The sequence below is a fragment of the Janthinobacterium sp. 61 genome (assembly GCF_002846335.1).
Classification (GTDB): Bacteria; Pseudomonadota; Gammaproteobacteria; order Burkholderiales; family Burkholderiaceae_D; genus Janthinobacterium.
Genome location: NZ_PJMQ01000001.1, coordinates 442,630 through 465,559, shown reverse-complemented (window position 1 = coordinate 465,559; position 22,930 = coordinate 442,630). Strand labels below are relative to the sequence as shown.

The window sequence follows — 22,930 nt, the reverse complement described above, 5'->3', positions numbered from 1 at the left end:
AACCATGAAAATCCTGAAAATCAGCGGTAAGAACCTGGCTTCGCTGGCCGGCGAATTTGAAGTCGACTTCCAGCAGGAGCCGCTGGCGTCCGCCGGCCTGTTTGCCATCAGCGGCCCCACGGGCGCGGGCAAGAGCACCCTGCTCGACGCGCTATGCCTGGCGCTGTACGACGCTACGCCGCGCCTGTTGAAGGTACTGGGCAGGGGCAGCGCCCTGCCTGACGTGGGCAAGGAAACCGTCAACGCCCAGGATACGCGCACCCTGCTGCGCCGCGGCACGCCGGACGGTTACGCGCAAGTCGATTTCGTCGGCAACGACGGCGCTCACTACCGCGCGCGCTGGAGCGTGCGCCGCTCGCGCACCCGGTCCGAAGGGGCGCTGCAGGCGACCGCCATGAGCTTGCACCAGCTGCCAGCGCTGCAGCCCATCGGCGGCACCAAGACGGAAGTGAAGGACGAGATCGAGAAACGCATCGGTCTGTCATTCGACCAGTTCACCCGCGCCGTGCTGCTGGCGCAGAACGAGTTTTCCACCTTCCTCAAGACAGAAGACAATGAACGGGGAGAATTGCTGGAAACCCTGACAGGCAGCAGCATCTATACCGATATTTCCGTGCGCGCCTTCGAGCGGGCGAAGAAGGAAAAGCAGGTCCTCGAACGCCTGGGCGAAAAACTGGCTGACCAGCGGCCCTTGTCGCCGGACGAGCGCACCGACGCCGAGGCGCTGTGCGGTGCGGCCGAAAACACCCTGCAACACCTCGACCTGCGCAAGGCGGTGCTGGAACTGCAGCAGCGCTGGCACCAGGAGACGCACAAGCTGCACGCCCAGGTAAGCGCCGCGCAAGAAGCGCTGGGCAGCGCCGATGCCGAACGGGCCGCCGCAGAAGAGCGCCGCAGAGCGCTGGCGCAGTGGGAATTGCTGCAGCCGGCGCGGCCCCTCATCGACGACGTGGCGCGCCTGGCCAGCGAGATCGCCAGCACCGGCGCGGCACTGGAAGCGTCGCGCGTACAGGCGGCGTACGCCGTGGCCAGCGAAGCGCAACTGGCGCAGGCCTTGCAGCTGGCTGCAGCGGCCTTGCTTGCCAGAGAAGGGGCGCAACGCGATGCGGCGCCCCTGCTCGATGCCGCCAAGGCGCTCGATGCCGGCATTGCAGCCCACTTGCCGGCGCACCGCCAGGCGCAAGATGGCGCCCTGGCCGCCGACCAGGCCAATGAGAGGGCGCGCAGCGCGCTGCACGATCTGCAGCAGCGCCAGCACGCCATGCAGGCGGAGCAGGAAACGGGCCGCCTGTGGCTGGCGTCGCACCAGCAGTGGCAAGCGCTGGCCACGTCATGGCAATTGTCGGACCAGCTGTTCGCCCAGGCCGGCCAGGCCGCCGCGCAAGCCGATTCGGCCGATGCCAAGGTGGCCGAAGCGGCGCAGCTGGTGCGCGCGGCAGGCAACGCGGGCCACGAAGCACAAGCGGCGTTGACGACCGCCGCCGCCACGCTCGCCGCGCACGACGCGCAGCGGCGCGAGGCGCTGTCCGCCGTGCAAGCCATCGACGGGCAGCTGCTGCAGGAACAGCGCGGCCAGCTGGAAGACCATGCGCACCAGTTGAATGCGGCGGAAAAGACGTGGATGGAGCTGGCGCGCCAGCAGCAGGCGCTGGCGCACGGGCAAGCGAGGGCCGCACAACTGGCGCAAGCCACGCAAACGGAACACACGGCGCTGGCGGCGGCAGCGGCACAAACGGCATTGCTGGAAGCGCGCCTGGCGCAGGCGGAAAAGTCCTTGAAAGGCGCGGAAGCGGCATGCGCGGCCAGCGTCGAACAGCTGCGTGCGACCTTGCAGGATGAACAGCCCTGCCCCGTCTGCGGCGCTCTGGAGCACCCGTACACTCACGCCGACCATAGCAACCACGCCTTGAAGGCAATGCTGTCCAGCTTGCAGGATGACGTGCTGGCCTGCCGCGCGCAGGCGCGCGGCAATCTGGAGCAGTTGGCCACGCACAAGGCAGCGCTGGCCGGCTATGCGCGCGAACAGGCGCAAATAGCGCCCGAACTGGCGGCCCTGCCGTCCGCCATCGCCGCCCTGGAGGCGCAGTGGCTGCCGCATGCCGCTACCCTGCAATTGCCGCCCGAAGACCAGCGCGCGGACTGGTTCACGCAGCAACTGGCGGCCAATGCGGCCGGCTTGCAGGCGCTGGCGCAGCAGGAGACGGCGCTGCGCCAGGCCAGCGCGCGGCGTGAGCAAGCGCAGGCGGCGCACGAACTGGCAGGCGCCGAACACGGGCGCCTGACGGCCGCCGTCGCCGAAACGCAAACACGGCTGGCGCAGTTACAGGCGCAGCTGGCGGCCAGCCATGACAAGGCCGAGACGTCGCGCAGCATGCTTGACGGCTTGTTGGCGCAGCTCGATGCCGCGTTTGACGACGTGGAAGGCGCCGAAGGCTGGAAAGATGGCTGGCGCGCCGGCCCCGCCGCCTTCCGCGCGGCGCGCGACACGGAAAGCCGGCAATGGCTGAAGCAGCAGGCGGACCAGGATAGCCGCCTCCACGCGCTGGCGACCCTGGCCGCGCAGCTGGACGCGGCCAATGCTGCCGCGCGCACGACGCAGCAGCTGGCACTGGAGGCGCATGCGGCATACGCCGCCCTGGACGCGCAGCTGAAAGCGCTGCAAGCGCAGCGCGCGGCGCTGTGGAATGGCCAAGCCGTGGCCGAGGTGGAAGGTGCGCTGGCAGGCGCCGTCGCGCGCGCAAAAGACCATCTGGCGCAGCAGCAAGCGGCGGCGCAAGCGGCCAGCCAGGCGCGCGCGCGGCTGGACGAAGCATGCACGCAAGCGGCACTGCGCCTCGATACCTTGCGCCAGCAAGACAGCGATGCTGCGGCAGCGCTGGAGGACTGGCTGCACCGGTTCCAGCTTGCCCATCCGGCCCATGCGCCAGCCGACATGGCAGCCTTGCGTGCGCATCTGGCCATCGCGCCGGAAGCCATGCGCGCGGAAAGGGACGCCCTGCAAGTGATCGCCGACCGCCATACGGCGGCGCTCTCCGTGCTGGCCGAACGCCGGCAGCAACTGGCGGCCCACCTGGAGCGGCCACCGGAAGCACTGGAAACGGACGTGGCGGCGCTGCAGGCCGCGCTCGACGCGCTTGGCGCGGAACGCCAGGCAGCCAATCAGGAAGCGACGCGCCTGCGCCTGGCCATCGCGCAGGACGATGCGCGGCGCCACAGCGCGCAATCGATGCTGGCGCAGATCGAGGCGCAGGCGGCCATCGAGCGGCGCTGGGCCAGCCTGAATGAATTGATCGGCTCGGCAGACGGCAAGAAATTTCGCAACTATGCGCAGCAATTCACACTGGAAGTGCTGCTCGGCTATGCCAACGCACACCTGAATCACCTGGCGCGTCGCTATCAACTGGAACGCATCGACAATCCGAACAATCCGTCGCTGGGCCTGATGGTGCGCGACCAGGACATGGGCGGCGAACTGCGCTCCGTGCACTCGCTGTCGGGCGGCGAATCGTTCCTCGTCTCGCTGGCCCTGGCGCTGGGCCTGGCTTCGCTATCCTCGAACCGCGTGCGCGTAGAATCGCTGTTCATCGACGAGGGCTTTGGCAGCCTCGATACGGAAACCCTGCGCGTGGCCATGGATGCGCTCGACGGCTTGCAGGCGATGGGGCGCAAGGTGGGCGTCATCTCGCACGTGCAGGAAATGACGGAGCGCATCGCCACCCGCATCCTTGTGCAGCCGGGGTCCGGCGGCAAGAGCGTGGTGACGGTGCGCTAGCGGAGTGGCAAGGACGTCAGCGAAGCAGGGGTTCCCGTTCCAGCCTGAGCAAATCCCAGCCCAGTTCGCGGCGGATTTGCTCGGGGTCGGGCGGGGGCCGGCGCTGTTCCAGCTCCGCTTTCAACCACTTCCTGACCAGCTCCTTGGCGGGCTGTACTGGCTTTTCCTTGTCATGCTTTTCCATGGTGCTACCTCTTCAATGGCGGTCAGGTGACCTCCTGTATACGTTCAACGTCATGGCGCGGATTCAGTTGACGTGCGCGTGGCGCAGATGCAACAACGTGTAACGGTGGCCGGAGTGCGTTAAAATCGCCGCCTTCGCGCAGGCACCGCCTACGCCCCGCAACAGTTCAAGGAAACCCATGAAAGCCGCCCGCAGCCTCACCTTCAAGTGCGTAAAATGTCACAAATCCATGCAGGTCTACCTGCAAAAAGTCTCTGCCTGCTCGCATATCCAGCCGTATCAGGGCATTTGCGCATGCGGCGAACTCAAGCGCCACGCCACGGGCCAGGCCGATGCCGTCAAGTCTTACCTGGAGTCGGCAGACGGTAGCTGGTCACACCACCACTAATGGTTAAAGAATGGGGAGATACTGCCGTTAATTCGCATATCTCCCCCATTTGAACCGACCATGTCCCAGCTTCCCGCCCTCGTTCCCGGCTCGCGCCAGCCTGCTGCCAATACCCTGGCAGGGCAAGCGCCGCAAAAGGCGGGCACCGGTGTGGCTGGCCTGGGCGCTTCACCCCTGATGCAGCGCACGGCGCAAGACGTGGTGGCCCTGTCGAAGAATGGCCTGGACCTGTCGGCCAGGGGACTCTCGCAACGGACCGATGCGCTGGGCAACGCCACCGTCGACGTGGCGCAGGATTTTCTGACCAGCATGACGCGCCAGCTGTTCGGCGACGGCGCCACGATCGCCTTCGATTCAGTCGACCTGCAAGCCGGTTCCAGCTTCAGCAGCGGCAATGCCAGCGTCTCGGGCGCCGGCAGCAGCAGTCGCGCCGCCGCCTTCAGCCTCGATGAAAATGCCCATTTCATTGGCAAGGGCAAGATCACCACGGCCGATGGCCAGACGTTCGACTTCGAACTGGAAGTGCAGTATCAATCGAACATCAGCGCAGGTGCATTTGCGCAAACGCAAGATGATGCACAGGAAGTTCCGCCATCCGATGACGCCGCCCTGCCCGCCAAAGAGTTACCCGCCACGACCTTCGCCGGCAATCTGCACGATCTGTTCAAGCTGCTGGGCCAGCAACTGCAAAGCAATCTCCATCAGAGCGCGTCCGACGGCGCCAGCGCCAGCGGCAAGGATGGCGACCTGGCGGGCAGCCTGAGCTTGCGCTTGCTCAAGCTGGTGCAGCCAGACAATGCCGCCGAGGCCGCCAAAAAAGCCGTGGCAACGGCGCCCGAAGACCAGGTGCGCGCCCGTGCGCTGGCACTCGCCTATGGCACGGACACCGCTGACAGCACGTCCAGCGACGTATAATGGAAGACGGCCTGCGCAGGCGACCATGCCGCGCGCCCCCTTCTATCGATTGAATCCCATGTCCGACACCTCTTCACCTACCGTTCATCCGCAGATCCACTGGAGCGAAAACGGCGCCGAGCATTCGGCCCGCTGGCGCTCGGAAAGCGGCATGCCGCCACCCAAGCGCGTCGTCATCGCGGATGACCGCACGACGGCCGACCAGGCCTACCGCCTGGCCTGCGAAGGCACGGCCATGCTGTGGCGCGGCGACTTCCAGAACGCGCGCCAGCTGCTGCAGGCGCTGGCGCGGCGCGCCGACCACAAAAACGACAAACCCAGCAAGAAGGCCAAGGCCGCCAAGCTGGCAAAACCGGAACCGTCCGCCACGGAAGCCTTCCATCTGCACCGCCAGGCCCAATCGCAACGCGCCCGCACCCTGGCCATGCTGCTGCTGCCTTTTGACGCCGACTACACGATTCCGCTGCGCCGCGCGCCGGACGTGAAACTGGCATGCAATGAGGCATATGGCCGCGGCGACGAGACCTTCGTCGCCTCGCTGCGCGAGCTGCTGGGCCTGATCGGCGCGCACGAATGGCGCCGCACGGGCGTGGAACTGCCGGCCCTGGGCCAGCGCATCCACCCCCATTACGGCGTGTTCGCGCCCATCCGCGGCGAATACGTGGGCCTGGTGGCCGACGCGCCCCTGCCCCCGCGCGCCAGACTGGCCTTCGACATCGGCACAGGCACGGGCGTGCTGGCCGCCGTGCTGGCGCAGCGCGGCATCGACCGCATCGTCGCCACCGACCAGGACCCGCGCGCCCTGTCCTGCGCGCGCGAAAACCTGGCCCGCCTCGATTTGCAAGGCAAGGTCGACGTGGTACAGGCCGACCTGTTCCCTGCTGGACGCGCGCCGCTGGTCGTGTGCAATCCGCCATGGCTGCCGGCCCGTCCAAGCTCGCCCATCGAATACGCCGTCTACGATCCGGACAGCCGCATGCTGCGCGGCTTCCTGGCCGGCCTGGCCGATCATCTGGAGCCGGCTGGCGAAGGCTGGCTGATCTTATCGGACCTGGCCGAGCACCTGGGCCTGCGCCCGCGCGCACAATTGCTCGAGTGGATAGCGCAAGCGGGTTTGAAAGTGCTCGACCGCCTGGACGTGAAACCCACGCACCCGCGCGCGCAGGACGCCACGGACAGCCTGCACGCGGCCCGCTCGAAGGAAATCACGTCGCTGTGGCGCCTGGCAGCTGCCTGATACCAGATCTGCTGCAAGGCCATTGCGCATTGCAGCAAACCCCGCTATAATTCGCCTGCGGGGTGGAGCAGTCTGGCAGCTCGTCGGGCTCATAACCCGAAGGTCACAGGTTCAAATCCTGTCCCCGCAACCAGATACATGAAAGCCGCTGATTCTTGCAAAGGGATCAGCGGCTTTTTCATGCCTGTAACGCTTAGGCGTCGCGCGGCGCGTAATGAGCGACGCCATGGCCGAACGACCAGTTTTCGGGCGCCACTTCGACGAGGTTGATAAAAATGTCTTCGGGACGCAGGCCGGGACTGCTGGACAGGCGCTCGGCGATCCGGCCATAGAGCGCCTTTTTCTGCGCTATCGTCCGGGTCTTGCTGACCGTGATCTGGATCATGACGAGATCGTCGCTGCGCGCGATGCCAAGATACGACTTGCCGTAGTTGAAATCGTCTTCGTCGTGTTCGCTGATCGTCATGAAGCGGTCATCGTCCGGCACGTCAAACGTTTCGCGCATGGCCAGATACAAGCCATCCAGTATGGCCCGGCGATAGGTGGCGGGCTTGCCCCGCCGCAGAGATACGCGTGTCATCGGCATGAGTGACTCCTTCCTGATGGTTGATTGAGATAGCTAACGATAGGCGCTATTGACCATAATGAAAACACATGGCACCATATTTCAATGATTCGCTTTTTAAATGATTGCCCATGAAGACGCTCGATATCGAGGCCGTGCAAGCCTTCGTTCTGGCAGCGGAACTGAAAAGCTTCACGCGCGCGGCCGAGGCGCTCGACACCACCCAGTCGGCCGTCAGCCTGAAGATCAAGCGACTGGAAAAGATGCTCGGCCGGCATTTGCTGGACCGTACGCCGCGCCTGGTGGGCCTGTCTGCGGACGGACACCAGTTCATGGTCGCAGCGCGCAAGCTGGTAGCAGCCCATCAAGGCGCCCTTGCCGCGTTCAGCGCCAGCAAGCGGCGACTGGTGATCGGCATCAGCCACCACATCGTCGGCGCGGAACTGCCACTCTTGCTGAAACACATGCACGACGCCGAGCCGGATCTGGTGCTGGAAGTACGCATCGCCTCATCGCACGAAGTGCTCGGCTGCTTTGATCGCGGCACGCTTGATGCCGCCATCGTGCTGGGGCATGACCATCTGCGCAAAGGTGGCGATGTGATACTCGAAGAACGCTTCGGCTGGATGGCCGCCCCCGGCTTCGCATACCACCCGGACGAGCCCTTGCGTCTCGCGGCGCAATCCGAGTCTTGCCGGGTAAGAAGCATTGCACTCGCCGCGCTCAAGGAGCACGGCATCGCGTGGACCGAGGTTTTCGTCGGCGGCGGCATCACCACCATCGGCGCCGCCATTACGGCAGGTTTCGCCATTGCGGCGCTGGGGTGCCGGGTGGCGCCCGCAGGAACGATGGACGCGGGGCCAACGTTCGGACTACCGGCCCTGCCCACGCTGGACGTGCTGCTGTATTCCAATGCCGCCGATCCACAGACGCGGGACTCACTGCGCCGCCTGGCCGCCGCCATCCGCTCGACGGCGGCATAAATCACGATGATGCCTGCGCCACAATGGCGTTGCCGTGCCGCCGCCTTGCGCCCTATCCTGCGCAATTGCCCTGGCCATTGCGCATTGCAGCAAACCCCGCTATAATTCGCCTGCGGGGTGGAGCAGTCTGGCAGCTCGTCGGGCTCATAACCCGAAGGTCACAGGTTCAAATCCTGTCCCCGCAACCAATACATGAAAGCCGCTGATACCCGCAAGGGTATCAGCGGCTTTTTCATTCCAGGCCTGGCCCGTGCTCAGGCTGCGACGCTGGCCCTGATCTGCCTGGCTGCAGCATGCAGGCTGGCCGCCACCCGTTCCAGCTTGTCGGCGCCCGCCGTTTCAGCCAGCGCGGCAAAGGCGCTGATATGAAACGTGGCCACCATCGCTGGCGACACGTCGAGCTCGAGCGCGGTCTTGCTCAATTCCGTCGACGCCTCGAGGTAAGGCTCGCTGCCCGCCTCGAACGCCTGCTTCGTTTCCAGCAATTCCTGGCCGCCTTCCGCCTTGGCCAGGCATTCGTCGACCTTTTGCTGGAAGACCGGCAAGGTATCGCGCGCGGGTCCGGGTTCAGGCGCCGGCTCCGGCTCCGGTTCCGCCGGGGTGGCTGGCGCAGGCCTGTCCGCCTTCGGCATGTCGCGCAGGGTAAGCCAGCGCTCGACGGCGAGAAAATCGGCAAACGGCTCCTCCACCTTGGGATTCATCAACCAGACCTCGCCCGTGCGCCAGTCGATCCGGGCGCCGCGCTCATTTCTCGCCAACAAAATATCCTTGCCGCCATCAGCATTCGACACCCGGCCGATGTCGAGCCAGTTCATCAGCTCCGCCTGGCGTGACATCGCGTTGACCCGATGAAAAAAGGCCAACCATAAAAATCTGGCGACCAAAAGAATCAGGGCACCGCCAACCATCCACATCATTTTTCGCTCCGTACCACATCGACAGCCCGCATTTTCTCACATGAAAGCTTGCGCCAAGGAAACTTTTACATCTACCGTGCAGCAGCGCAAATCCACCACCGTGCGCGGCCCGGGCGCGCAGTCGCATTTCAACAACGCCGCGTTTTCCTGATTGCCTGGCGCGCACTGCCAGGTTATTATGAGAACAATTCTCATTTAGATTAAGGCGTCCTGTACGCATGCTGTCCACCCCCTCACCTCCGCCCGATTTCCAGGCCCTGTATGCCGAGCACCACTCCTGGCTACTGCACTGGCTGAAGCGCCGCCTGCACGATGCGGGGCTGGCCGGCGATCTGGCGCAAGATACCTTCGTCAAAATCTTCGTTGCGCGCAGCAGTGCCGGCATCGTGCAGCCGCGGCCTTTCCTGGCCACCATCGCCAAGCGCCTGCTGGCCAATCACTGCCGGCGCGAAGAACTCGAACGGGCCTACCTCGACGCGCTGCAGCAGCAGCCGCAAGCCTGCGCACCCTCACCGGAAGCGATGTCCCTCCTGCTCGAATCACTGCAACTGATCGACCGCGCGCTGGATCAGCTCTCCGCCAAGGCCAAGGCTGCCTTCCTGCTGGCCCACCTGGACGGCATGAGCTACGCCGAGATCGCCGCCGAACTGGGCACCACCACGCACTCCGTCAAAAAATACCTGAGCAAGGCCAATTTGCTGTGCTTTTTTGCCGTACCCGATTTTGCCAGCCACTGACATGCGCGGCGCCACCGTCTACGCACAGGGCCAGCCCATCGACCTGGCCATCGCCATGCAGGCAGCTGAATGGCTGGCCACCCTGATGAGTGGCGCCACCACGCCGGCGGAAAAAACAGCCTGGCACCAGTGGCGCCAGGCGCACCCCGACCATGAGCGGGCGTGGAAACACATCGAAAGCGCCAGCGGCGGCTTGCGGGAACTCGATGCGCAAGCGTGCCGCACGGCCCTGGCACGGCGTCCTGCGGCCCCCGTCTCGCGCCGCAACAGCCTGCAACTGCTGGCGTGGATATCGACCATCGGCATCACGGGCTGGTTCGGCGCGCGCTCGCCCTACGCACCCGACATGGCCCGTGCCGCACTGGCCGACATTGCCACGGGCATCAACGAGCGCCGCGAGCTGACCCTGCCCGACGGCAGCCGTTTGCACCTGAATGGCGGCAGTGCCGTGAACATCCGCTTCAGCGGCACGCAACGGCTGCTGCAACTGGTGCGGGGCGAAGTGTTCATCGCCACCGCCCGCGACACGGGCCTGCCCTACCGCCCCTTCATCGTCGACACCGCGCAAGGCCAGGCGCAGGCGTTGGGCACGCGCTACTCGGTACGCCAGGCGGACGGCAACACCCTGGTCGCCGTCGAGGAAGGCGCCGTGCGGCTGACGCCGCACCATGGCGATGCCAGGCTGGTGATTCAGGCGGGCCAGGGCGGCGGCATGACGGCGCAACAGCTCTTGCCCACGCATGCCGTCTCGCCCGACATCTGGGCCTGGCGCCATGGCTCGCTGCTGGCCGACGCCATGCCGCTGCGCGACTTCCTCAATGAGCTGAGCCGCTACCGCCACGGCTTGCTGGGCTGTGACGATGACGTCGCCGCGCTGCGCATTTCCGGCGTCTTCCCGCTGGCCGACCTGGACGCCGTGCTGCTGTCGCTGCCCGAGTCCCTGCCCGTCGACGTGCGCCTGCGCACGCGCTACTGGGTGCAGGTGGAAGCGCGCCGGCACGCCAAGCATTTATTTTGAGTCCACCGCAAAAAAACCTTACCCGTTTGCGATTCTCGCGTGACCTGTGTAGGCAACGTTCTTTTTGACGACTACACCACAAGGTAACCATGTCTCCAGTTATGTCTTCCAGGTCCCGGTCACGGCCGCACATCAAACGCATGGCGCATGCCATCCAACTCGTCTTCATCGGTTCGGCCCTGCTGCTGAACGCCCTGGCGCCAGCCCTGGCGCAGGAAAGCGCGGCAGCGCCAGCGGCCAGCCAGGACTTCCAGGTGCCTGCCGGCGACCTCGCAGCGGCGCTGCGCCAGGTTGCCAGCCAGTCCAGGGTCATCCTCAGCTTCACGCCGGAACAGACGCGCGGCAAGACGTCTTCTGGCCTCACGGGCCGCCACGAGGTGCTGGCCGCCCTGAACGGCGTGCTGCGCGGCACGGGCCTGAAGGCCGAGCGCAGCGCCAACGGCAGCTATGTACTGCGCCCGGCCGATATCGCGGCGGGCGGCGAGGCGCTGTCCATGATGCCGGAAGTGTCGGTGAAAGCGCAGCAGGATGCGACGGAAGGGTCGGGCACGTATGTTTCCACCCTGCCCATCGCCACGGCCACGCCGCTGGGCCTGTCGATCCGGGAAACGCCGCAGTCGGTCAGCGTCATCACGCAGCAGCGCATGCAGGACCAGGGCTTGAGCACCATCGCGCAAGTAATGGCGCAAACGCCGGGCATCACCCTCTTCTCGCTGGGCAGCGAGCGCACGGGCTTTACTTCGCGCGGCTATTCGATCACCAATTACCAGCTCGATGGCGTCAGCACGCATTCGGAAAACCTGGGCCTCAACGCGATACCGTCGCAAAGCCTGGCCGACATGGCGCTATATGACCGCATCGAAGTGCTGCGCGGCGCCTCGGGCCTGATGACGGGCGCGGGCGATGCCTCGGGCGCCATCAACATGGTGCGCAAAAAGCCGACGCCACAGTTTCAGGCCTCCGTCGAGGGCGAGCTGGCTTCCTACAATGAGCGGCGCGTCCTGGCCGACATTGCCGGCCCGCTCAACGAAGCGCGCACGGTGCGCGGCCGCCTGGTGACGGTGTACGAGGAAGGCGACAGCATCATCGACGGCTACAGCCGCGACAAGAAAGTGGTCTACGGCGTGGTCGAGGCGGACCTGTCCGCCGACACGAAACTGACAGCCGGCGTCACGCACCAGCGCAAGCGCTCGAATGGATCCCTGTCCTACCTGGGCTTTCCCCTGTTCTACAGCAATGGCGCCATGACGGACCTGCCCCGCTCCTTCAGTCCGGCGGCCACGTCGAATCGCTTCGGCACCAATTCGACCGACCTCTTCGTCACAGTGGAACACGCACTGGCCAGCGACTGGAAGCTGAAAATCTCGGCCAACCGCGTGCAGTCGTCGCAGGAAGAGCGCGCCGTCTACCTGAACGTGAGCGATGGCTTCCCCGATCAGGCCACGGGCGATGGCCTGCGCTTGAGCGCCGATTACCGCGATTACCAGCTCCAGGTCAACAGCGTGGACATCAATGTGCGCGGCCCCTTCAGCGCGTTCGGCCGCCAGCACGAACTGGTGCTGGGCATGGACTACAGCGAATTTCAAAGCACGACGGATGGCCGCTTCGACAAGCGTATCCAGACCACGCCCGCCAACCTGTACCGCTGGAATCGCACGGCAACGCCCGTGTTTGGCGACACCTTTGTCACCTACGACAGCACGCGCCGCCAGGCCAGCGCGTATGCCACCACGCGCCTCAATCTCTCCGAGCGCCTGAAACTGATCGCCGGCGCCAAGGTGCTGCGCTACAGCGAGAATTACATCTCGGATGCGCCTTCCGTGCCCTTCTACAGCGCGTCCCCAGCCTCGGAGAGCCGCGTCGTCACGCCGTATGGCGGCCTGGTATTTGACATCGACGGCACGCACAGCGCCTACGCCAGTTATTCCACCATCTACCAGCCGCAAGCCCAGCAAGACCGCTACGGCAAGCTGCTGGCCCCACGCGAAGGCAAGACCTTTGAAGCGGGCGTCAAGAGCGGCTGGCTCGATGGCCGCCTGAACACGGCTGCCGCGCTGTACCAGATCCGCCAGAGCAATCTGGCCGAATCGGACCCGGGCTACACCGTGCCTGGTACAAACAATCCCGCCAACCGCACCATCAAGGGCGCCAAGACCCAGGGCGTGGACCTGGAAGCGACTGGCGCCCTGACCCCAAGCTGGAACATCTCGGCCTCGTGGTCTTACAGCCAGACGGAAAACAATGCCGGCAAGGCGATCCTGACCACCTTTCCGCGCCATCTGGTGAAGCTGTGGACCACTTATCGGCTGCCTGGCGAGCTGAATCGCCTGACGCTTGGCGGCGGCATGAACTGGCAAAGCCGCGTGTATTCGGAGGTCGACGCTTGGCAGATCGACCGCACCCTGCACTGGGAGCAAAAGGCGTATTCGGTGGCCAGCCTGATGGCGCGCTACGACGTCAACGACAAGCTGTCGGCCACCGTCAACGTGGCCAACCTGCTCGACAAGCAGTACACGGCTTCCGTGTCGGACTGGTGGTACTCGGGCATGTATGGCCCGTCGCGCAAGGTGGCACTGAAGGTGCGTTATCAGTTCTAGGGCTGGCTGAATAGTTCACGCCGGCGCAGGGCCGGTGATACAATTTTCCCGCTTCACGAGTGTCGATGGCCCGCGCCACCGGTACTCGTGCCCACAGAGACACCCAAGGAGAATGTGTGAAGGACCTCGCCCCCGCCCTGCCAGCCGATCCGGCCGACCAACCCGCCAATCCCTCGCGCCGGCGCATTTTTCAGGCCGCTTCCGCAGTCGGCCTGGCTGCCAGCCTGCCGGCGCTGGCCGACGCCGCGCCAGCCAAAAAGACCATCGCCAAGGGTTCGCTCGACGCGAAACTCAAGGCCCACGTCAAGAACGTGGTCGTGATCTACCTGGAAAACCGCAGCTTCAACAACCTGTTCGCCAACTTCCCCGGCACCAGCGCGCCCTTGTCCGCCGTCACGGCCGAACAGGCGCAGCAGCTGGACCGCGACGGCAAGCCGCTGGCCACCCTGCCGAAAATCTGGGGCGGCCTGGTGCCGAACCAGCAAAATATCGGCGGCATCGATTACCTGATCAAGGAAGACCAGATTTCCGGCCTGCCCAACGCTCCCTACAAATTGAGCGACGCGGCCGGCAAGCCCCTGCCCGAGAGCATCATCACGCGCGACCTCGTGCACCGCTTCTATAACAACCAGATGCAGATCAACGGCGGCAAGAACGACGGCTTTGCCGCGTGGGCCGACAGCGGCGGCCTGGTGATGGGCCATTACGGCGAAACGTCGAAAAACCTGAACCTGTGGCAGATCGCCGAGCAGTACACGCTGTGCGACAACTTCTTCATGGCGGCCTTCGGCGGCTCCTACATGAACCACCAGTTCCTGGTGACGGGCCGCGCCAACGAATATTTCAATGCTGCCGAGACGGCAGCGAAGAAAAAGATCGCCGTGCTGTCCGACGGCCCGCAAGGCGTGCGCCTGGCGATCTCCCCCGAGTGCCCCGCCTCGGCGCTCGATGGCAAGCCGAAGTACGTGAACGACGGCGCGCTCACGCCGGACGGCTATGCCGTCAACACCATGGCGCCGCCATATCAACCGAGTTACGTCCGCCCCGCCTTTGATGGCGATCCGCTGCATGCCGACCCGGCTGACGCGAACACCTTGCCGCCGCAAACCTATGACACCATCGGCGACCTGCTGTCGCGCAAGGGCATCAGCTGGGCATGGTATGGCGGCGGCTGGCAAGCAGCGCTCGACCAGAAGGGCGGCGGCAGCAAGCCGAATTTCCAGTTCCACCACCAGCCGCTGAACTACTTCAAGCAGTTCGCGCCTGGCACGGCGGCGCGCGCCGAGCACCTGCGCGACGGCGGCACTGGCGACAGCCCGATCTCGAACAAATTCCTGGCCGCCGCCGTGGCAGGCAAGCTGCCCGCCGTGACCTTCTACAAGCCGCAGGGCAATCTGAACCTGCACGCCGGTTATTCAGATATCGAATCGGGCGACCAGCACGTGGCCAACGTCATCCAGCATCTGAAGGAATCGCCGCAGTGGAAAGACATGATCGTGGTGATCACGTTCGATGAAAACGGCGGCTGGTGGGATCACGTGGCGCCGCCGAAGGGCGACCGCTGGGGTCCGGGCACGCGCATTCCCGCCATCGTCGTCTCGCCCTACGCGAAGAAAGGCGCCGTCGACCACAGTTTCTATGACACGACCTCGATCCTGCGACTGATCACGCGCCTGCATGATTTGCCGCTGCTCGAAGGCCTGAAAGTGCGCAACGATGCCTTCGCGGCCCGTGGCGCGCTGCCGCCGGGTGACCTGACGGGCGCCCTGAGCTTCCGCTGATAAAGCATCGGTACATCGCGGCGCCTCCCACAGTGCGGCACGCCTGTGATACACTGCGTGCCGCACTTAAATCCGCAGGGCAGGTATTCCTGACGGTTGTTCCAACAATGAGCCCGACTCCAGTAGCCGGGCTTTTGTTTTGTGGACGAGACGCACAGAGTATTCACACAGCGGACAGCTTTTTGCCCGCTCCCCGGCGCCATTTTTCGCGGCCAGGGACCAGAGGTTCAGAAATGAGAGATAAAAAAGACAACGCCACCATCGACCTGCCCGGCTTCGGCCCGCTGCCAGCGCACGAGGCGCCAGAGCCGGCGCCGGAACCGCAGCGCCGCACGCGCGTGCGCAAGGTGGCGCTGAAGCAGGTACAGCTCGAATTGCTGGAGCCGACGGACGCCACTGGCTTGCCCGTGTGGACACGCGACGCCGGACTCGATCTGACCGGTTTGCCCATCTGGGCGCCCGATAATTAACACCCCATGCGGGCGGCCGTTTGCCGCCGGCTTCCACACCACCGCACAAGGGCGTAAGCCTGTAGACTGTGCCCATCCACCCGCTTTTTACCGGCTCCGCCCCTATGAACACGACCACTGCCACCACCAATTCTTTTTCCAGCCTGCCGCTGACGCCCGCCTTTTTGGCCAATCTGGACTCGCTCGGCTACCACGAGATGACCACCATCCAGGCGCAAAGCCTGCCGGCGGTGCTCGATGGCCGCGACTTGATCGCCCAGGCGAAAACGGGCAGCGGCAAGACCGCTGCCTTCGGTATCGGCATCCTGCACAAGCTCAATCCGGCCTGGTTTGCCGTGCAGGGCCTGGTGCTGTGCCCCACGCGCGAACTGGCAGACCAGGTGGCCAATGAGCTGCGCCGTCTGGCCCGCGCGGCCGGCAACATCAAGATCCTGACCCTGACGGGCGGCGCACCGATGCGCCCGCAAATCGCCTCGCTGGAACATGGCGCCCACATCGTCGTCGGCACGCCGGGCCGCATGCGCGACCACCTGGGCCGCGGCACCATCAACCTGAACCACGTACAGACCCTGGTGCTCGATGAAGCGGACCGCATGACGGACATGGGCTTTTACGAGGAAATCGCCGGCATCGTCAGCGCCTGCCCGGCACGCCGCCAGACCCTGCTGTTCTCGGCCACGTATCCGGAAGACATTCGCCGCGCCACGGCATCGTTCCTCGTCAATCCGCTGGAAGTGACGGTCGAGGCGCAGCATGACAACGACAAGATCGAGCAGCGCTTCTATGAAATCGGCTTCGACGAACGCAATAGCGCCGTCGGCAAGCTGTTGAAACACTTCAAGCCGGAATCGACCCTGGCCTTCTGCAACACCAAGGTCCATTGCCGCGAACTGGCCGAAGAACTGCGCCAGCAAGGCTTTTCCGCGCTGGCCCTGTACGGCGAGCTGGAACAGCGCGAGCGCGATGAAATCCTGGTGCTGTTCGCCAACCGCAGTTGCTCCGTGCTGGTGGCCACCGACGTTGCCGCGCGCGGCCTCGATATATCCGACCTGGGCGCCGTGATCAACGTCGACGTATCGAAAGACACGGAAGTGCACATCCACCGCATCGGCCGCACGGGCCGCGGCAGCAAGAAGGGCCTGGCCCTGTCACTGTGCGCGCCAAACGAGAAAAAATGGGTCAAGCTGATCGAGCAGTACCAGAACAGCGCCGCCGAATGGCACGACCTGAAGGAACTGGCTGAAGATGACGGGATCGAGGCGCTGCCGGCGCCCATGGTCACCCTGTGCATCATGGGCGGCAAGAAGGACAAGCTGCGCCCGGGCGACTTGCTGGGCGCACTGACGGGCGACGCTGGCCTGACCAAGGAGCAGGTGGGCAAGATCAACGTATTCGAGTTCATGACCTACGTGGCGCTGGACCGCAAGGTGGCCGAAGCGGCCTTCAAGCGCCTGAACGCGGGCAATACGCTGGGCCGCGACTTTGGCAACATCAAGGGCCGCAGCTTCAAGATGCGCTTTATCGAGGCGTAAGCGCCTGCAAGGCACGCAGGGCCGCCATGGCCCTGCTTCCCGGATACGCTTTCCACACGGGATATTGCCAACGATAGTAGCAGTTCCAGTAGCTGACGGCGCGCCGCTCCAGCGTCGCCACATACGCGGGATTCTCCCGCAGATAGCGCGCCAGCGCTTCCGCATTCCAGGCTGGCAGCGCCACCTCAATTGCCTCGACAATCTCCAGCACGTATTCGCCGCACAGGTGCACGACGAACGGCGCCGTCCATGCCCGCTCCTGCAGCAGCAACTGTCGTAAACAGGCTTCCCGCAAATGGCCGTCATGGTGGCGCGTGCCCAGGCACAGGGCGAGCACGCCCGCGTCGCCTGCCAGCTGCGTACAGGCCAGCAGCTGCTCGCGCTGGTAATAGGTGCGCACGGGAATGCGCAGCGGCCTGCCATCCTGATGCACGTCAAACGGTGCCGACGGCGCGTGCAGCTGGCCTGTGGACAGCGCGGGCAACAGCCCCGCCAAGGTGCCGGACAATGCCGCCGGAAAGGCGTCGGCTTCAGTCATCGGCAGCATCCTGGCAGACTTTGCGCACGCCCAGCGCGGGCTTGTCCATTTTTTCAAAGATCACATTCGAATACCATGCGGCGGAATCGCCATCAGTGGGCTTGCCCAGCGAGATATAGTAGCCGCCATGCGCAAACAGGGCCGTGGTTTCCTTGCCCGCCCTGGCGGCCTGCAGAAAGGGTGGATAAGCCGCCTTGTCGACCTGGCTGAAATGCGCGGCCAGCAGCGCCAGCAAGCGCGCGTGCGAGGCGGGCGCATACGGGAACAGATACAAGTACTCGACCAGTTCATCGCCCTCCGCCAGGCGCGTGACGGCGGCTGTCGCGGCATCGACCTCGCCGCCAAAGCGGCACAAGGTGCCGCCGCTGTAGGCGAAATCGATGACGGTCGCCGGCGCGCACGCCTGCAGCTCACGGTCAATGCCGACGGGCGGCAGCGCGCGCACTTGCGCCAGCAGCGCCTCGCCCGACGTAGCCAGGGCGGGAAAGCCGGGACATTCACTGGCCGCCTGGGCGGACGAGAAGGCAAGACAAGAACTCAATAGCAGCACACTACGCTTCACGGCAACTCCCGCGTTCATCAGGCGGACATTATGCCCCGCCGGCACGCATAAGGCACTCACAAGGCGCGCGCCTGCTGGCCCTGCGGCGTATCCTCGATGTCGTAGCCGGCCGCACGCGCCAGCGCGCGCAAGCGGTCAGCCTCGGCCCACAGGCGCTGCGCGCGGGCGCTGGCCCGCTCTGCCATCCATGTCTGCACCGGCTGCGGCACGTCCACCTGCGCCGGCAGCCAGCGCAGCAAGTCCAGGCCCAACGCCTCGTCGAAGCGCAGCAAGGTCGCTTTTTTGGCGCTATCGGGTACATCACTTTTCAGCAGTTCCCAGGCCACGGCCAGCGCGCGCGGATAATTCAAGTCATCGTTGATGCAGATCGTAAAACGCGCCAGCCACGCGGGGTCGGCTTCACCGCCCGCATCACCCAGGCCATGCACGGCCACGCGCAGGCGCGCCAGGCCGCTGGCGGCAGCACGCAGGGCGTCGTCCGTGAAATTGAGGCTGCTGCGGTAATGGGCGCCCAGGCACAGGTAGCGGTAAGCGAGCGGATCGACTCCCTGCTCCACCAGGCTTTGCAGGCGCAAGAAGTCACCCGACGATTTCGACATCTTCGCCTCCTGCGTCTTGAGGAAAGCGCCGTGCAGCCAGAAGTTGGCCAGGCGCGTGCCGTGGCGCGCCTGCGTCTGCGCGATTTCGTTGCTGTGGTGGACGGCCACATGGTCTTCGCCGCCGCAATGGATGTCGAAATACGCGCCCAGGTGCTTTTCGGCCATGGCCGAGCATTCGATGTGCCAGCCAGGAAAACCCAGGCCCCAGGGGCTGTCCCACTCCATCTGGCGCTGTCCCGGCACGCCACTGAACTTCCACAGCGCGAAGTCGCAGATATCGCGCTTCTCTCCCAGCTCCACCCGCTTGCCCGCCTGCAGGCCATCGCGCTTCAGGCGCGCCAGCTTGCCATAATCGTCCTGGCGCGTCGTGTCGAAGTAAATGCCGTCGGCGGTGCGGTAGGTATAGCCCTTCGCTTCCAGGTCGGCGATGAACGCGATCTGTTCCGCGATGTGGTCCGTGGCGCGGCACCAGACGGTAGGCGGCAGGATATTCAACTGGCGCAGATCGCCCTCGAATGCGCGGGTAAATTCAGAGGCGATGTCCCAGGCGGACTTGCCGCTGCGGGCGCTGCGCGCTTCGACCTTGTCGTCGCCACTGTCCGCATCCGACGTCAAATGGCCCACGTCCGTGATATTCATCACGTGGCGCACCTGCAAGCCGTTGAACGCGAGCGCGCGGCGCAAGCCGTCGACGAACAGATAGGTGCGCAAGTTGCCGATGTGCGCGTAATCGTAGACGGTGGGACCGCAGGCATACAGGCCCGCCTGGCCCGGAGCGATGGGTTCAAACGGGCGCAGGCTGCGGCTATACGTGTCGTACAGATGGAGTGTCATGCGTGTCCTTCCAGAGTGGCGCGGAAAAAGAAAATGGCCACAGGTTTTTCAACACTGTGGCCATCGGAATGAGGAGTAAAAAGTTTAACGGCGCCGGGCCGCATCCTCACGAAGCCAGGTACACGGACACAGCGCAGCAGCGGCGCGGTATGCAAGAACTGGAGGGAGGATGAAGATGATCATAGAACAAATATCGCATGCGCGCGGGCGGGCCGTCAAGCCCGCCCGCGACATTGGCCTATTTTTTCGCCTGCTCGATATGCGGCAGCAGCACCGTCAATATGCCCAGCAGCGGCAGGTAGGAGCAGATTTTATACACATAGGCGATGCCCGACACGTCGGCCAGGTGGCCCATGGCGGCGGCGGCAATGCCGGACACGCCGAACATCAGGCCAAAGAAGATCCCCGCGATCATGCCCACCTTGCCCGGCACCAATTCCTGCGCAAAGACGACGATGGCGGAAAACGCGGACGAAATCACGAAGCCGATGATCACCGTCAAGACGGCCGTCCAGAACAGGTCGACATACGGCAGCAGCAGGGTAAACGGCGCCGCGCCCAGGATGGAAATCCAGATCACGCGCTTGCGGCCGATCCGGTCGCCGATGGGACCGCCCATGAAGGTGCCGGCCGCCACGGCCGCGAGGAAGAGGAACAGGTATAGCTGGGCATCGCCGAGCGACAGGTGGAATTTGTCGATGAGGTAGAAGGTGTAATAGCTCGACAGGCTGGCCATGTAGATGTACTTCGAGAACACCAGCAGGGCCAGCACGCCCAGCGCGCCCATCACCTTGTTGCGCGACAAGTTCGGCCCATGCCCGCCCGCCTTCGGCTTAAAGCTGGCCAGGTGGCCGCTGTACCAATGGCTGACCTTGTACAGCACGCCGATGGCCAGCACGGCCAGCAGGCCGAACCAGGCGATATTGCCGTGGCCACGGTTCACGATGACGGCCGCCGCCAGCAGCGGCCCCAGGGCAGAGCCCACATTGCCGCCTACCTGGAACAGCGATTGCGCAAAGCCGTAGCGCCCGCCCGAGGCCATGCGCGCCACGCGCGACGCTTCCGGGTGGAAGGTCGACGAGCCGACACCGATCAGGCCAGAGGCGAGCAACAGGGTCGGGAAAGTCGAGACGATGGACAGCATCAGCACGCCGGCCAAGGTAAAGCACATGCCGATGGGCAACAGGAATGGCAGCGGACGGCGGTCCGTGTACAAGCCGATCCAGGGCTGCAGCAACGATGCCGTGCACTGGAACGTCAGGGTTATAAGGCCGACCTGGGTAAAACTGAGTGAAAACTCGGCTTTCAGCATCGGGTAAATCGACGGCAACAAGGCCTGGATCAAGTCATTGAGCAAATGCACGAAGGCAACGGCGCCCAGGATGTGCATGGCCAGACCGGATTGTTGTTCGGAACGATGAAGCGAGGGGGCCGCCGGCATGGACTTGGCCAATGCTGGAGCAGGTGGTGTTGTGTGCATGTGTCTTCCGCAATGATCGGGCACGACGGGCGGCCCGGCAAAGAAGCCAGTATAGTATGGTCATCGAACTGATAACTTCCAATAATCGTCGCTTAAGTGACAACTGAGTGACAATTAAGTGAGAATCCAACGGCCCACATGTACACCCAGCAACCCGCCCAGACCCACCCCGACGGCGTGCCCTTCAGCCGCAGCACCAGCTCGCACGATTACCAGCACGTACCGCGGCCCGTGACGGCCATGTCCAGGCAATATGCAGTGGGCGACTATACGGCGCCGCACAGCCATGTGCGGGCGCAACTGCTGTATGCAACGGAAGGCGTGATGCGCGTCTCCACCGAGCACGGCGTATGGATCCTGCCGCCCCGGCGCGCCCTGCTGATCCCCGTGGGCGTCGTGCATGAAGTCCATATCTTGAGTGAACTGAGCATGCGCACCGTGTACATCGATGCGCAGGTGGCGGCCCCGTACGGCGCCGATTGCAAGGTGCTGGAAGTGAGCCGGCTGCTGCGCGAGCTGATCCTGGCCTTGCTGGCCGAACCGATCGAATATGCGCTGGCGGGGCGCGGCGACTGGCTCGCGCACCTGATCCTGTCTGAACTGACGGCGGCCGATACCGTGCCCATCGCCATACCCTGGCCCCGCGACCGCCGCCTGGTGGCCGTCTGCTCGGCCATCATGAGCGCGCCGGGCAGCCGGCGCAGCATCGAAGACTGGGCCCAGGATGCGGGTGCCAGTGCGCGCACCCTGATCCGTCTATTCCCCAAGGAAACGGGCTTGCACTACCGCCAATGGCTGCAGCAAGTCCATCTGGCCGAGGCATTTTGCCGCCTGGACCGGGGCGAAGGCGTGGCGGCCATCGCCTATGCGCTGGGCTATGCCAGCCCCAGCGCCTTCAGCGCCATGTTCCGCCGCATCCTGGGCCGCACTCCGCAGCACTACCTCAGCGAGTGGCGCGCCGCGTAAGTCGACAAGCTACGCTGTCGGCATTGTCGGCTTACTTTTTCACCGACAACCAGGCGCTATGCCAGCCTCGTAGGTCGGCTTAGCGTGGCGCAGCCGCGCGTAAGCCGACAAGCCACGCCGCCAGCATTGTCGGCTACTTCTTCTCGCCAGCAATCAAGCGGTAAGCCAGCGCGCCCAGCAAGGCACCGATGATGGGAGCGAGCCAGAACAGCCACAGCTGGCTGGTGGCCCAGTCGCCCACGTACAAGGCCACGCCCGTGCTGCGGGCCGGGTTGACGGAGGTATTCGTCACGGGGATACTGATCAGGTGAATCAGGGTCAGCGCCAAGCCGATCGGCAGTGGGGCAAAGCCGGCCGGCGCCCGCTTGTCGGTGGCACCCAGGATGACGATCAGGAAGAACATCGTCAGCACGATTTCAATCACCAGCGCCGACAGCATCGAATAGCCGCCCGGCGAATGGGCCCCATAACCATTCGAGGCAAAGCCCTTGCTGACATCGAAGCCGGCCTGCCCGCTGGCGATCACGTACAGCACGCCGCCGGCCACGATGGCGCCCAGCACTTGGGCGATAATGTATGGCAATAATTGATTGGCGGGAAAGCGGCCACCGGCCCACAGACCGATCGACACGGCTGGATTCAAATGGCAACCCGAGATGTGGCCGATGGCGTAGGCCATGGTCAGCACCGTCAGACCAAACGCCAGCGCCACGCCGGCAAAACCGATGCCCAGACCGGGAAAGCCAGCGGCAAGTACGGCGCTGCCGCAACCGCCCAGCACCAGCCAGAACGTGCCGAGAAATTCGGCTCCATATTGTTTCATGATGTATTCCTTTAAAGTGACGAGAAAACGTG

Annotated in this window: 20 protein-coding genes and 2 tRNA genes; 14 read left to right on the top strand and 8 right to left on the bottom strand. The window is 64.7% G+C overall.

Annotated features, from left to right (window positions below; genetic code table 11):
- Positions 1-4 precede the first annotated feature (4 nt).
- Positions 5-3,772, top strand: coding sequence for an AAA family ATPase (locus tag CLU92_RS02190; RefSeq protein WP_101480536.1), 3,768 nt, complete (start codon positions 5-7; stop codon positions 3,770-3,772).
- Positions 3,773-3,788: 16 nt separating this feature from the next.
- Here the strand turns inward: CLU92_RS02190 and CLU92_RS27640 are convergent, their stop codons facing one another.
- Complete coding sequence (locus CLU92_RS27640) at positions 3,789-3,956, bottom strand: hypothetical protein (protein WP_166674825.1); 168 nt, start codon at positions 3,954-3,956, stop codon at positions 3,789-3,791.
- A gap of 178 nt (positions 3,957-4,134) precedes the next feature.
- Here CLU92_RS27640 and CLU92_RS02185 point away from each other — a divergent pair, with 178 nt between their 5' ends.
- The 4 genes from CLU92_RS02185 (at position 4,135) to CLU92_RS02170 (ending at position 6,629) form a co-directional block, all read left to right on the top strand.
- Positions 4,135-4,344, top strand: coding sequence for a hypothetical protein (locus tag CLU92_RS02185; protein WP_034755039.1), 210 nt, complete (start codon positions 4,135-4,137; stop codon positions 4,342-4,344).
- 60 nt (positions 4,345-4,404) lie between these two features.
- Positions 4,405-5,259, top strand: a complete 855-nt coding sequence (locus CLU92_RS02180; RefSeq protein ID WP_101480535.1) for a hypothetical protein — start codon at positions 4,405-4,407, stop codon at positions 5,257-5,259.
- Positions 5,260-5,317: 58 nt separating this feature from the next.
- Positions 5,318-6,496, top strand: a complete 1,179-nt coding sequence (locus tag CLU92_RS02175; protein WP_143452516.1) for a methyltransferase — start codon at positions 5,318-5,320, stop codon at positions 6,494-6,496.
- A 56-nt stretch (positions 6,497-6,552) separates the two neighbouring features.
- Positions 6,553-6,629 (top strand) — tRNA-Met (locus tag CLU92_RS02170).
- Between the two features lie 60 nt (positions 6,630-6,689).
- Here CLU92_RS02170 and CLU92_RS02165 read toward each other — a convergent pair.
- Entirely contained in the window at positions 6,690-7,082 is a 393-nt protein-coding gene (locus CLU92_RS02165; RefSeq protein ID WP_101480533.1) for a tautomerase family protein, read from the bottom strand.
- 110 nt (positions 7,083-7,192) lie between these two features.
- Here CLU92_RS02165 and CLU92_RS02160 point away from each other — a divergent pair, with 110 nt between their 5' ends.
- Both CLU92_RS02160 and CLU92_RS02155 read left to right on the top strand, forming a co-directional pair.
- Positions 7,193-8,044 carry a LysR family transcriptional regulator gene (locus tag CLU92_RS02160; RefSeq protein WP_101480532.1) on the top strand — a complete coding sequence of 284 codons (852 nt, stop codon included), beginning with the start codon at positions 7,193-7,195 and terminating at the stop codon, positions 8,042-8,044.
- Between the two features lie 111 nt (positions 8,045-8,155).
- Positions 8,156-8,232: transfer RNA gene (locus CLU92_RS02155), tRNA-Met, on the top strand.
- Positions 8,233-8,298: 66 nt separating this feature from the next.
- Here the strand turns inward: CLU92_RS02155 and CLU92_RS02150 are convergent.
- Entirely contained in the window at positions 8,299-8,859 is a 561-nt protein-coding gene (locus CLU92_RS02150; RefSeq protein ID WP_101480531.1) for a hypothetical protein, read from the bottom strand.
- A gap of 320 nt (positions 8,860-9,179) precedes the next feature.
- Between CLU92_RS02150 and CLU92_RS02145 the strand changes: the two genes are divergently transcribed.
- From CLU92_RS02145 to dbpA, 6 genes are all read left to right on the top strand, one after another.
- Positions 9,180-9,698 (top strand): sigma-70 family RNA polymerase sigma factor, encoded by a 519-nt coding sequence (locus tag CLU92_RS02145; protein ID WP_101480530.1) that lies wholly within the window; start codon positions 9,180-9,182, stop codon positions 9,696-9,698.
- 1 nt (position 9,699) lies between these two features.
- Positions 9,700-10,716, top strand: coding sequence for a FecR domain-containing protein (locus CLU92_RS02140; RefSeq protein ID WP_101480529.1), 1,017 nt, complete (start codon positions 9,700-9,702; stop codon positions 10,714-10,716).
- A 140-nt stretch (positions 10,717-10,856) separates the two neighbouring features.
- The gene (locus CLU92_RS02135) at positions 10,857-13,313 is read left to right on the top strand and encodes a TonB-dependent receptor (protein WP_257560875.1); all 2,457 of its coding nucleotides are present in this window, start codon (positions 10,857-10,859) and stop codon (positions 13,311-13,313) included.
- Positions 13,314-13,429: 116 nt separating this feature from the next.
- Positions 13,430-15,094 (top strand): acid phosphatase, encoded by a 1,665-nt coding sequence (locus CLU92_RS02130; RefSeq protein WP_101480527.1) that lies wholly within the window; start codon positions 13,430-13,432, stop codon positions 15,092-15,094.
- A gap of 233 nt (positions 15,095-15,327) precedes the next feature.
- Positions 15,328-15,564, top strand: coding sequence for a hypothetical protein (locus tag CLU92_RS02125; RefSeq protein WP_101480526.1), 237 nt, complete (start codon positions 15,328-15,330; stop codon positions 15,562-15,564).
- Between the two features lie 104 nt (positions 15,565-15,668).
- Positions 15,669-17,096 carry an ATP-dependent RNA helicase DbpA gene (gene dbpA, locus CLU92_RS02120; RefSeq protein ID WP_101480525.1) on the top strand — a complete coding sequence of 476 codons (1,428 nt, stop codon included), beginning with the start codon at positions 15,669-15,671 and terminating at the stop codon, positions 17,094-17,096.
- On the opposite strand, the gene CLU92_RS02115 is transcribed toward dbpA, so the two are convergent.
- The 4 genes from CLU92_RS02115 to CLU92_RS02100 all read right to left on the bottom strand — a co-directional run bounded on the left by CLU92_RS02115 (position 17,083) and on the right by CLU92_RS02100 (position 21,070).
- Entirely contained in the window at positions 17,083-17,634 is a 552-nt protein-coding gene (locus CLU92_RS02115) for a hypothetical protein (RefSeq protein WP_143452515.1), read from the bottom strand. The two genes, dbpA and CLU92_RS02115, sit on opposite strands and share 14 nt — an antisense overlap.
- The gene (locus CLU92_RS02110) at positions 17,627-18,196 is read right to left on the bottom strand and encodes a hypothetical protein (protein WP_143452514.1); all 570 of its coding nucleotides are present in this window, start codon (positions 18,194-18,196) and stop codon (positions 17,627-17,629) included. The genes CLU92_RS02115 and CLU92_RS02110 overlap by 8 nt, the downstream gene beginning before the upstream one ends.
- Positions 18,197-18,252: 56 nt before the next feature.
- Positions 18,253-19,629, bottom strand: a complete 1,377-nt coding sequence (gene cysS, locus CLU92_RS02105; protein ID WP_101480522.1) for a cysteine--tRNA ligase — start codon at positions 19,627-19,629, stop codon at positions 18,253-18,255.
- A 238-nt stretch (positions 19,630-19,867) separates the two neighbouring features.
- Positions 19,868-21,070 (bottom strand): MFS transporter, encoded by a 1,203-nt coding sequence (locus tag CLU92_RS02100; RefSeq protein ID WP_101484449.1) that lies wholly within the window; start codon positions 21,068-21,070, stop codon positions 19,868-19,870.
- Between the two features lie 177 nt (positions 21,071-21,247).
- On the opposite strand from CLU92_RS02100, the gene CLU92_RS02095 reads away from it, so the two are divergent.
- The gene (locus CLU92_RS02095; protein ID WP_101480521.1) at positions 21,248-22,075 is read left to right on the top strand and encodes a helix-turn-helix domain-containing protein; all 828 of its coding nucleotides are present in this window, start codon (positions 21,248-21,250) and stop codon (positions 22,073-22,075) included.
- 133 nt (positions 22,076-22,208) lie between these two features.
- On the opposite strand, the gene aqpZ is transcribed toward CLU92_RS02095, so the two are convergent.
- Positions 22,209-22,898, bottom strand: coding sequence for an aquaporin Z (aqpZ, locus tag CLU92_RS02090; RefSeq protein ID WP_101480520.1), 690 nt, complete (start codon positions 22,896-22,898; stop codon positions 22,209-22,211).
- Positions 22,899-22,930 lie beyond the last annotated feature (32 nt).

What these genes read in the sequence shown, in the direction of transcription:
- CLU92_RS02190 (WP_101480536.1), top strand. Translation starts at nt 5, where the DNA reads ATGAAAATCCTGAAAATCAGCGGTAAGAACCTGGCTTCGCTGGCCGGC.
- CLU92_RS27640 (WP_166674825.1), bottom strand. Translation starts at nt 3,956, where the DNA reads ATGGAAAAGCATGACAAGGAAAAGCCAGTACAGCCCGCCAAGGAGCTG.
- CLU92_RS02185 (WP_034755039.1), top strand. Translation starts at nt 4,135, where the DNA reads ATGAAAGCCGCCCGCAGCCTCACCTTCAAGTGCGTAAAATGTCACAAA.
- CLU92_RS02180 (WP_101480535.1), top strand. Translation starts at nt 4,405, where the DNA reads ATGTCCCAGCTTCCCGCCCTCGTTCCCGGCTCGCGCCAGCCTGCTGCC.
- CLU92_RS02175 (WP_143452516.1), top strand. Translation starts at nt 5,318, where the DNA reads ATGTCCGACACCTCTTCACCTACCGTTCATCCGCAGATCCACTGGAGC.
- CLU92_RS02165 (WP_101480533.1), bottom strand. Translation starts at nt 7,082, where the DNA reads ATGCCGATGACACGCGTATCTCTGCGGCGGGGCAAGCCCGCCACCTAT.
- CLU92_RS02160 (WP_101480532.1), top strand. Translation starts at nt 7,193, where the DNA reads ATGAAGACGCTCGATATCGAGGCCGTGCAAGCCTTCGTTCTGGCAGCG.
- CLU92_RS02150 (WP_101480531.1), bottom strand. Translation starts at nt 8,859, where the DNA reads ATGAACTGGCTCGACATCGGCCGGGTGTCGAATGCTGATGGCGGCAAG.
- CLU92_RS02145 (WP_101480530.1), top strand. Translation starts at nt 9,180, where the DNA reads ATGCTGTCCACCCCCTCACCTCCGCCCGATTTCCAGGCCCTGTATGCC.
- CLU92_RS02140 (WP_101480529.1), top strand. Translation starts at nt 9,700, where the DNA reads ATGCGCGGCGCCACCGTCTACGCACAGGGCCAGCCCATCGACCTGGCC.
- CLU92_RS02135 (WP_257560875.1), top strand. Translation starts at nt 10,857, where the DNA reads ATGGCGCATGCCATCCAACTCGTCTTCATCGGTTCGGCCCTGCTGCTG.
- CLU92_RS02125 (WP_101480526.1), top strand. Translation starts at nt 15,328, where the DNA reads ATGAGAGATAAAAAAGACAACGCCACCATCGACCTGCCCGGCTTCGGC.
- dbpA (WP_101480525.1), top strand. Translation starts at nt 15,669, where the DNA reads ATGAACACGACCACTGCCACCACCAATTCTTTTTCCAGCCTGCCGCTG.
- CLU92_RS02115 (WP_143452515.1), bottom strand. Translation starts at nt 17,634, where the DNA reads ATGACTGAAGCCGACGCCTTTCCGGCGGCATTGTCCGGCACCTTGGCG.
- cysS (WP_101480522.1), bottom strand. Translation starts at nt 19,629, where the DNA reads ATGACACTCCATCTGTACGACACGTATAGCCGCAGCCTGCGCCCGTTT.
- CLU92_RS02100 (WP_101484449.1), bottom strand. Translation starts at nt 21,070, where the DNA reads ATGCCGGCGGCCCCCTCGCTTCATCGTTCCGAACAACAATCCGGTCTG.
- CLU92_RS02095 (WP_101480521.1), top strand. Translation starts at nt 21,248, where the DNA reads ATGTACACCCAGCAACCCGCCCAGACCCACCCCGACGGCGTGCCCTTC.
- aqpZ (WP_101480520.1), bottom strand. Translation starts at nt 22,898, where the DNA reads ATGAAACAATATGGAGCCGAATTTCTCGGCACGTTCTGGCTGGTGCTG.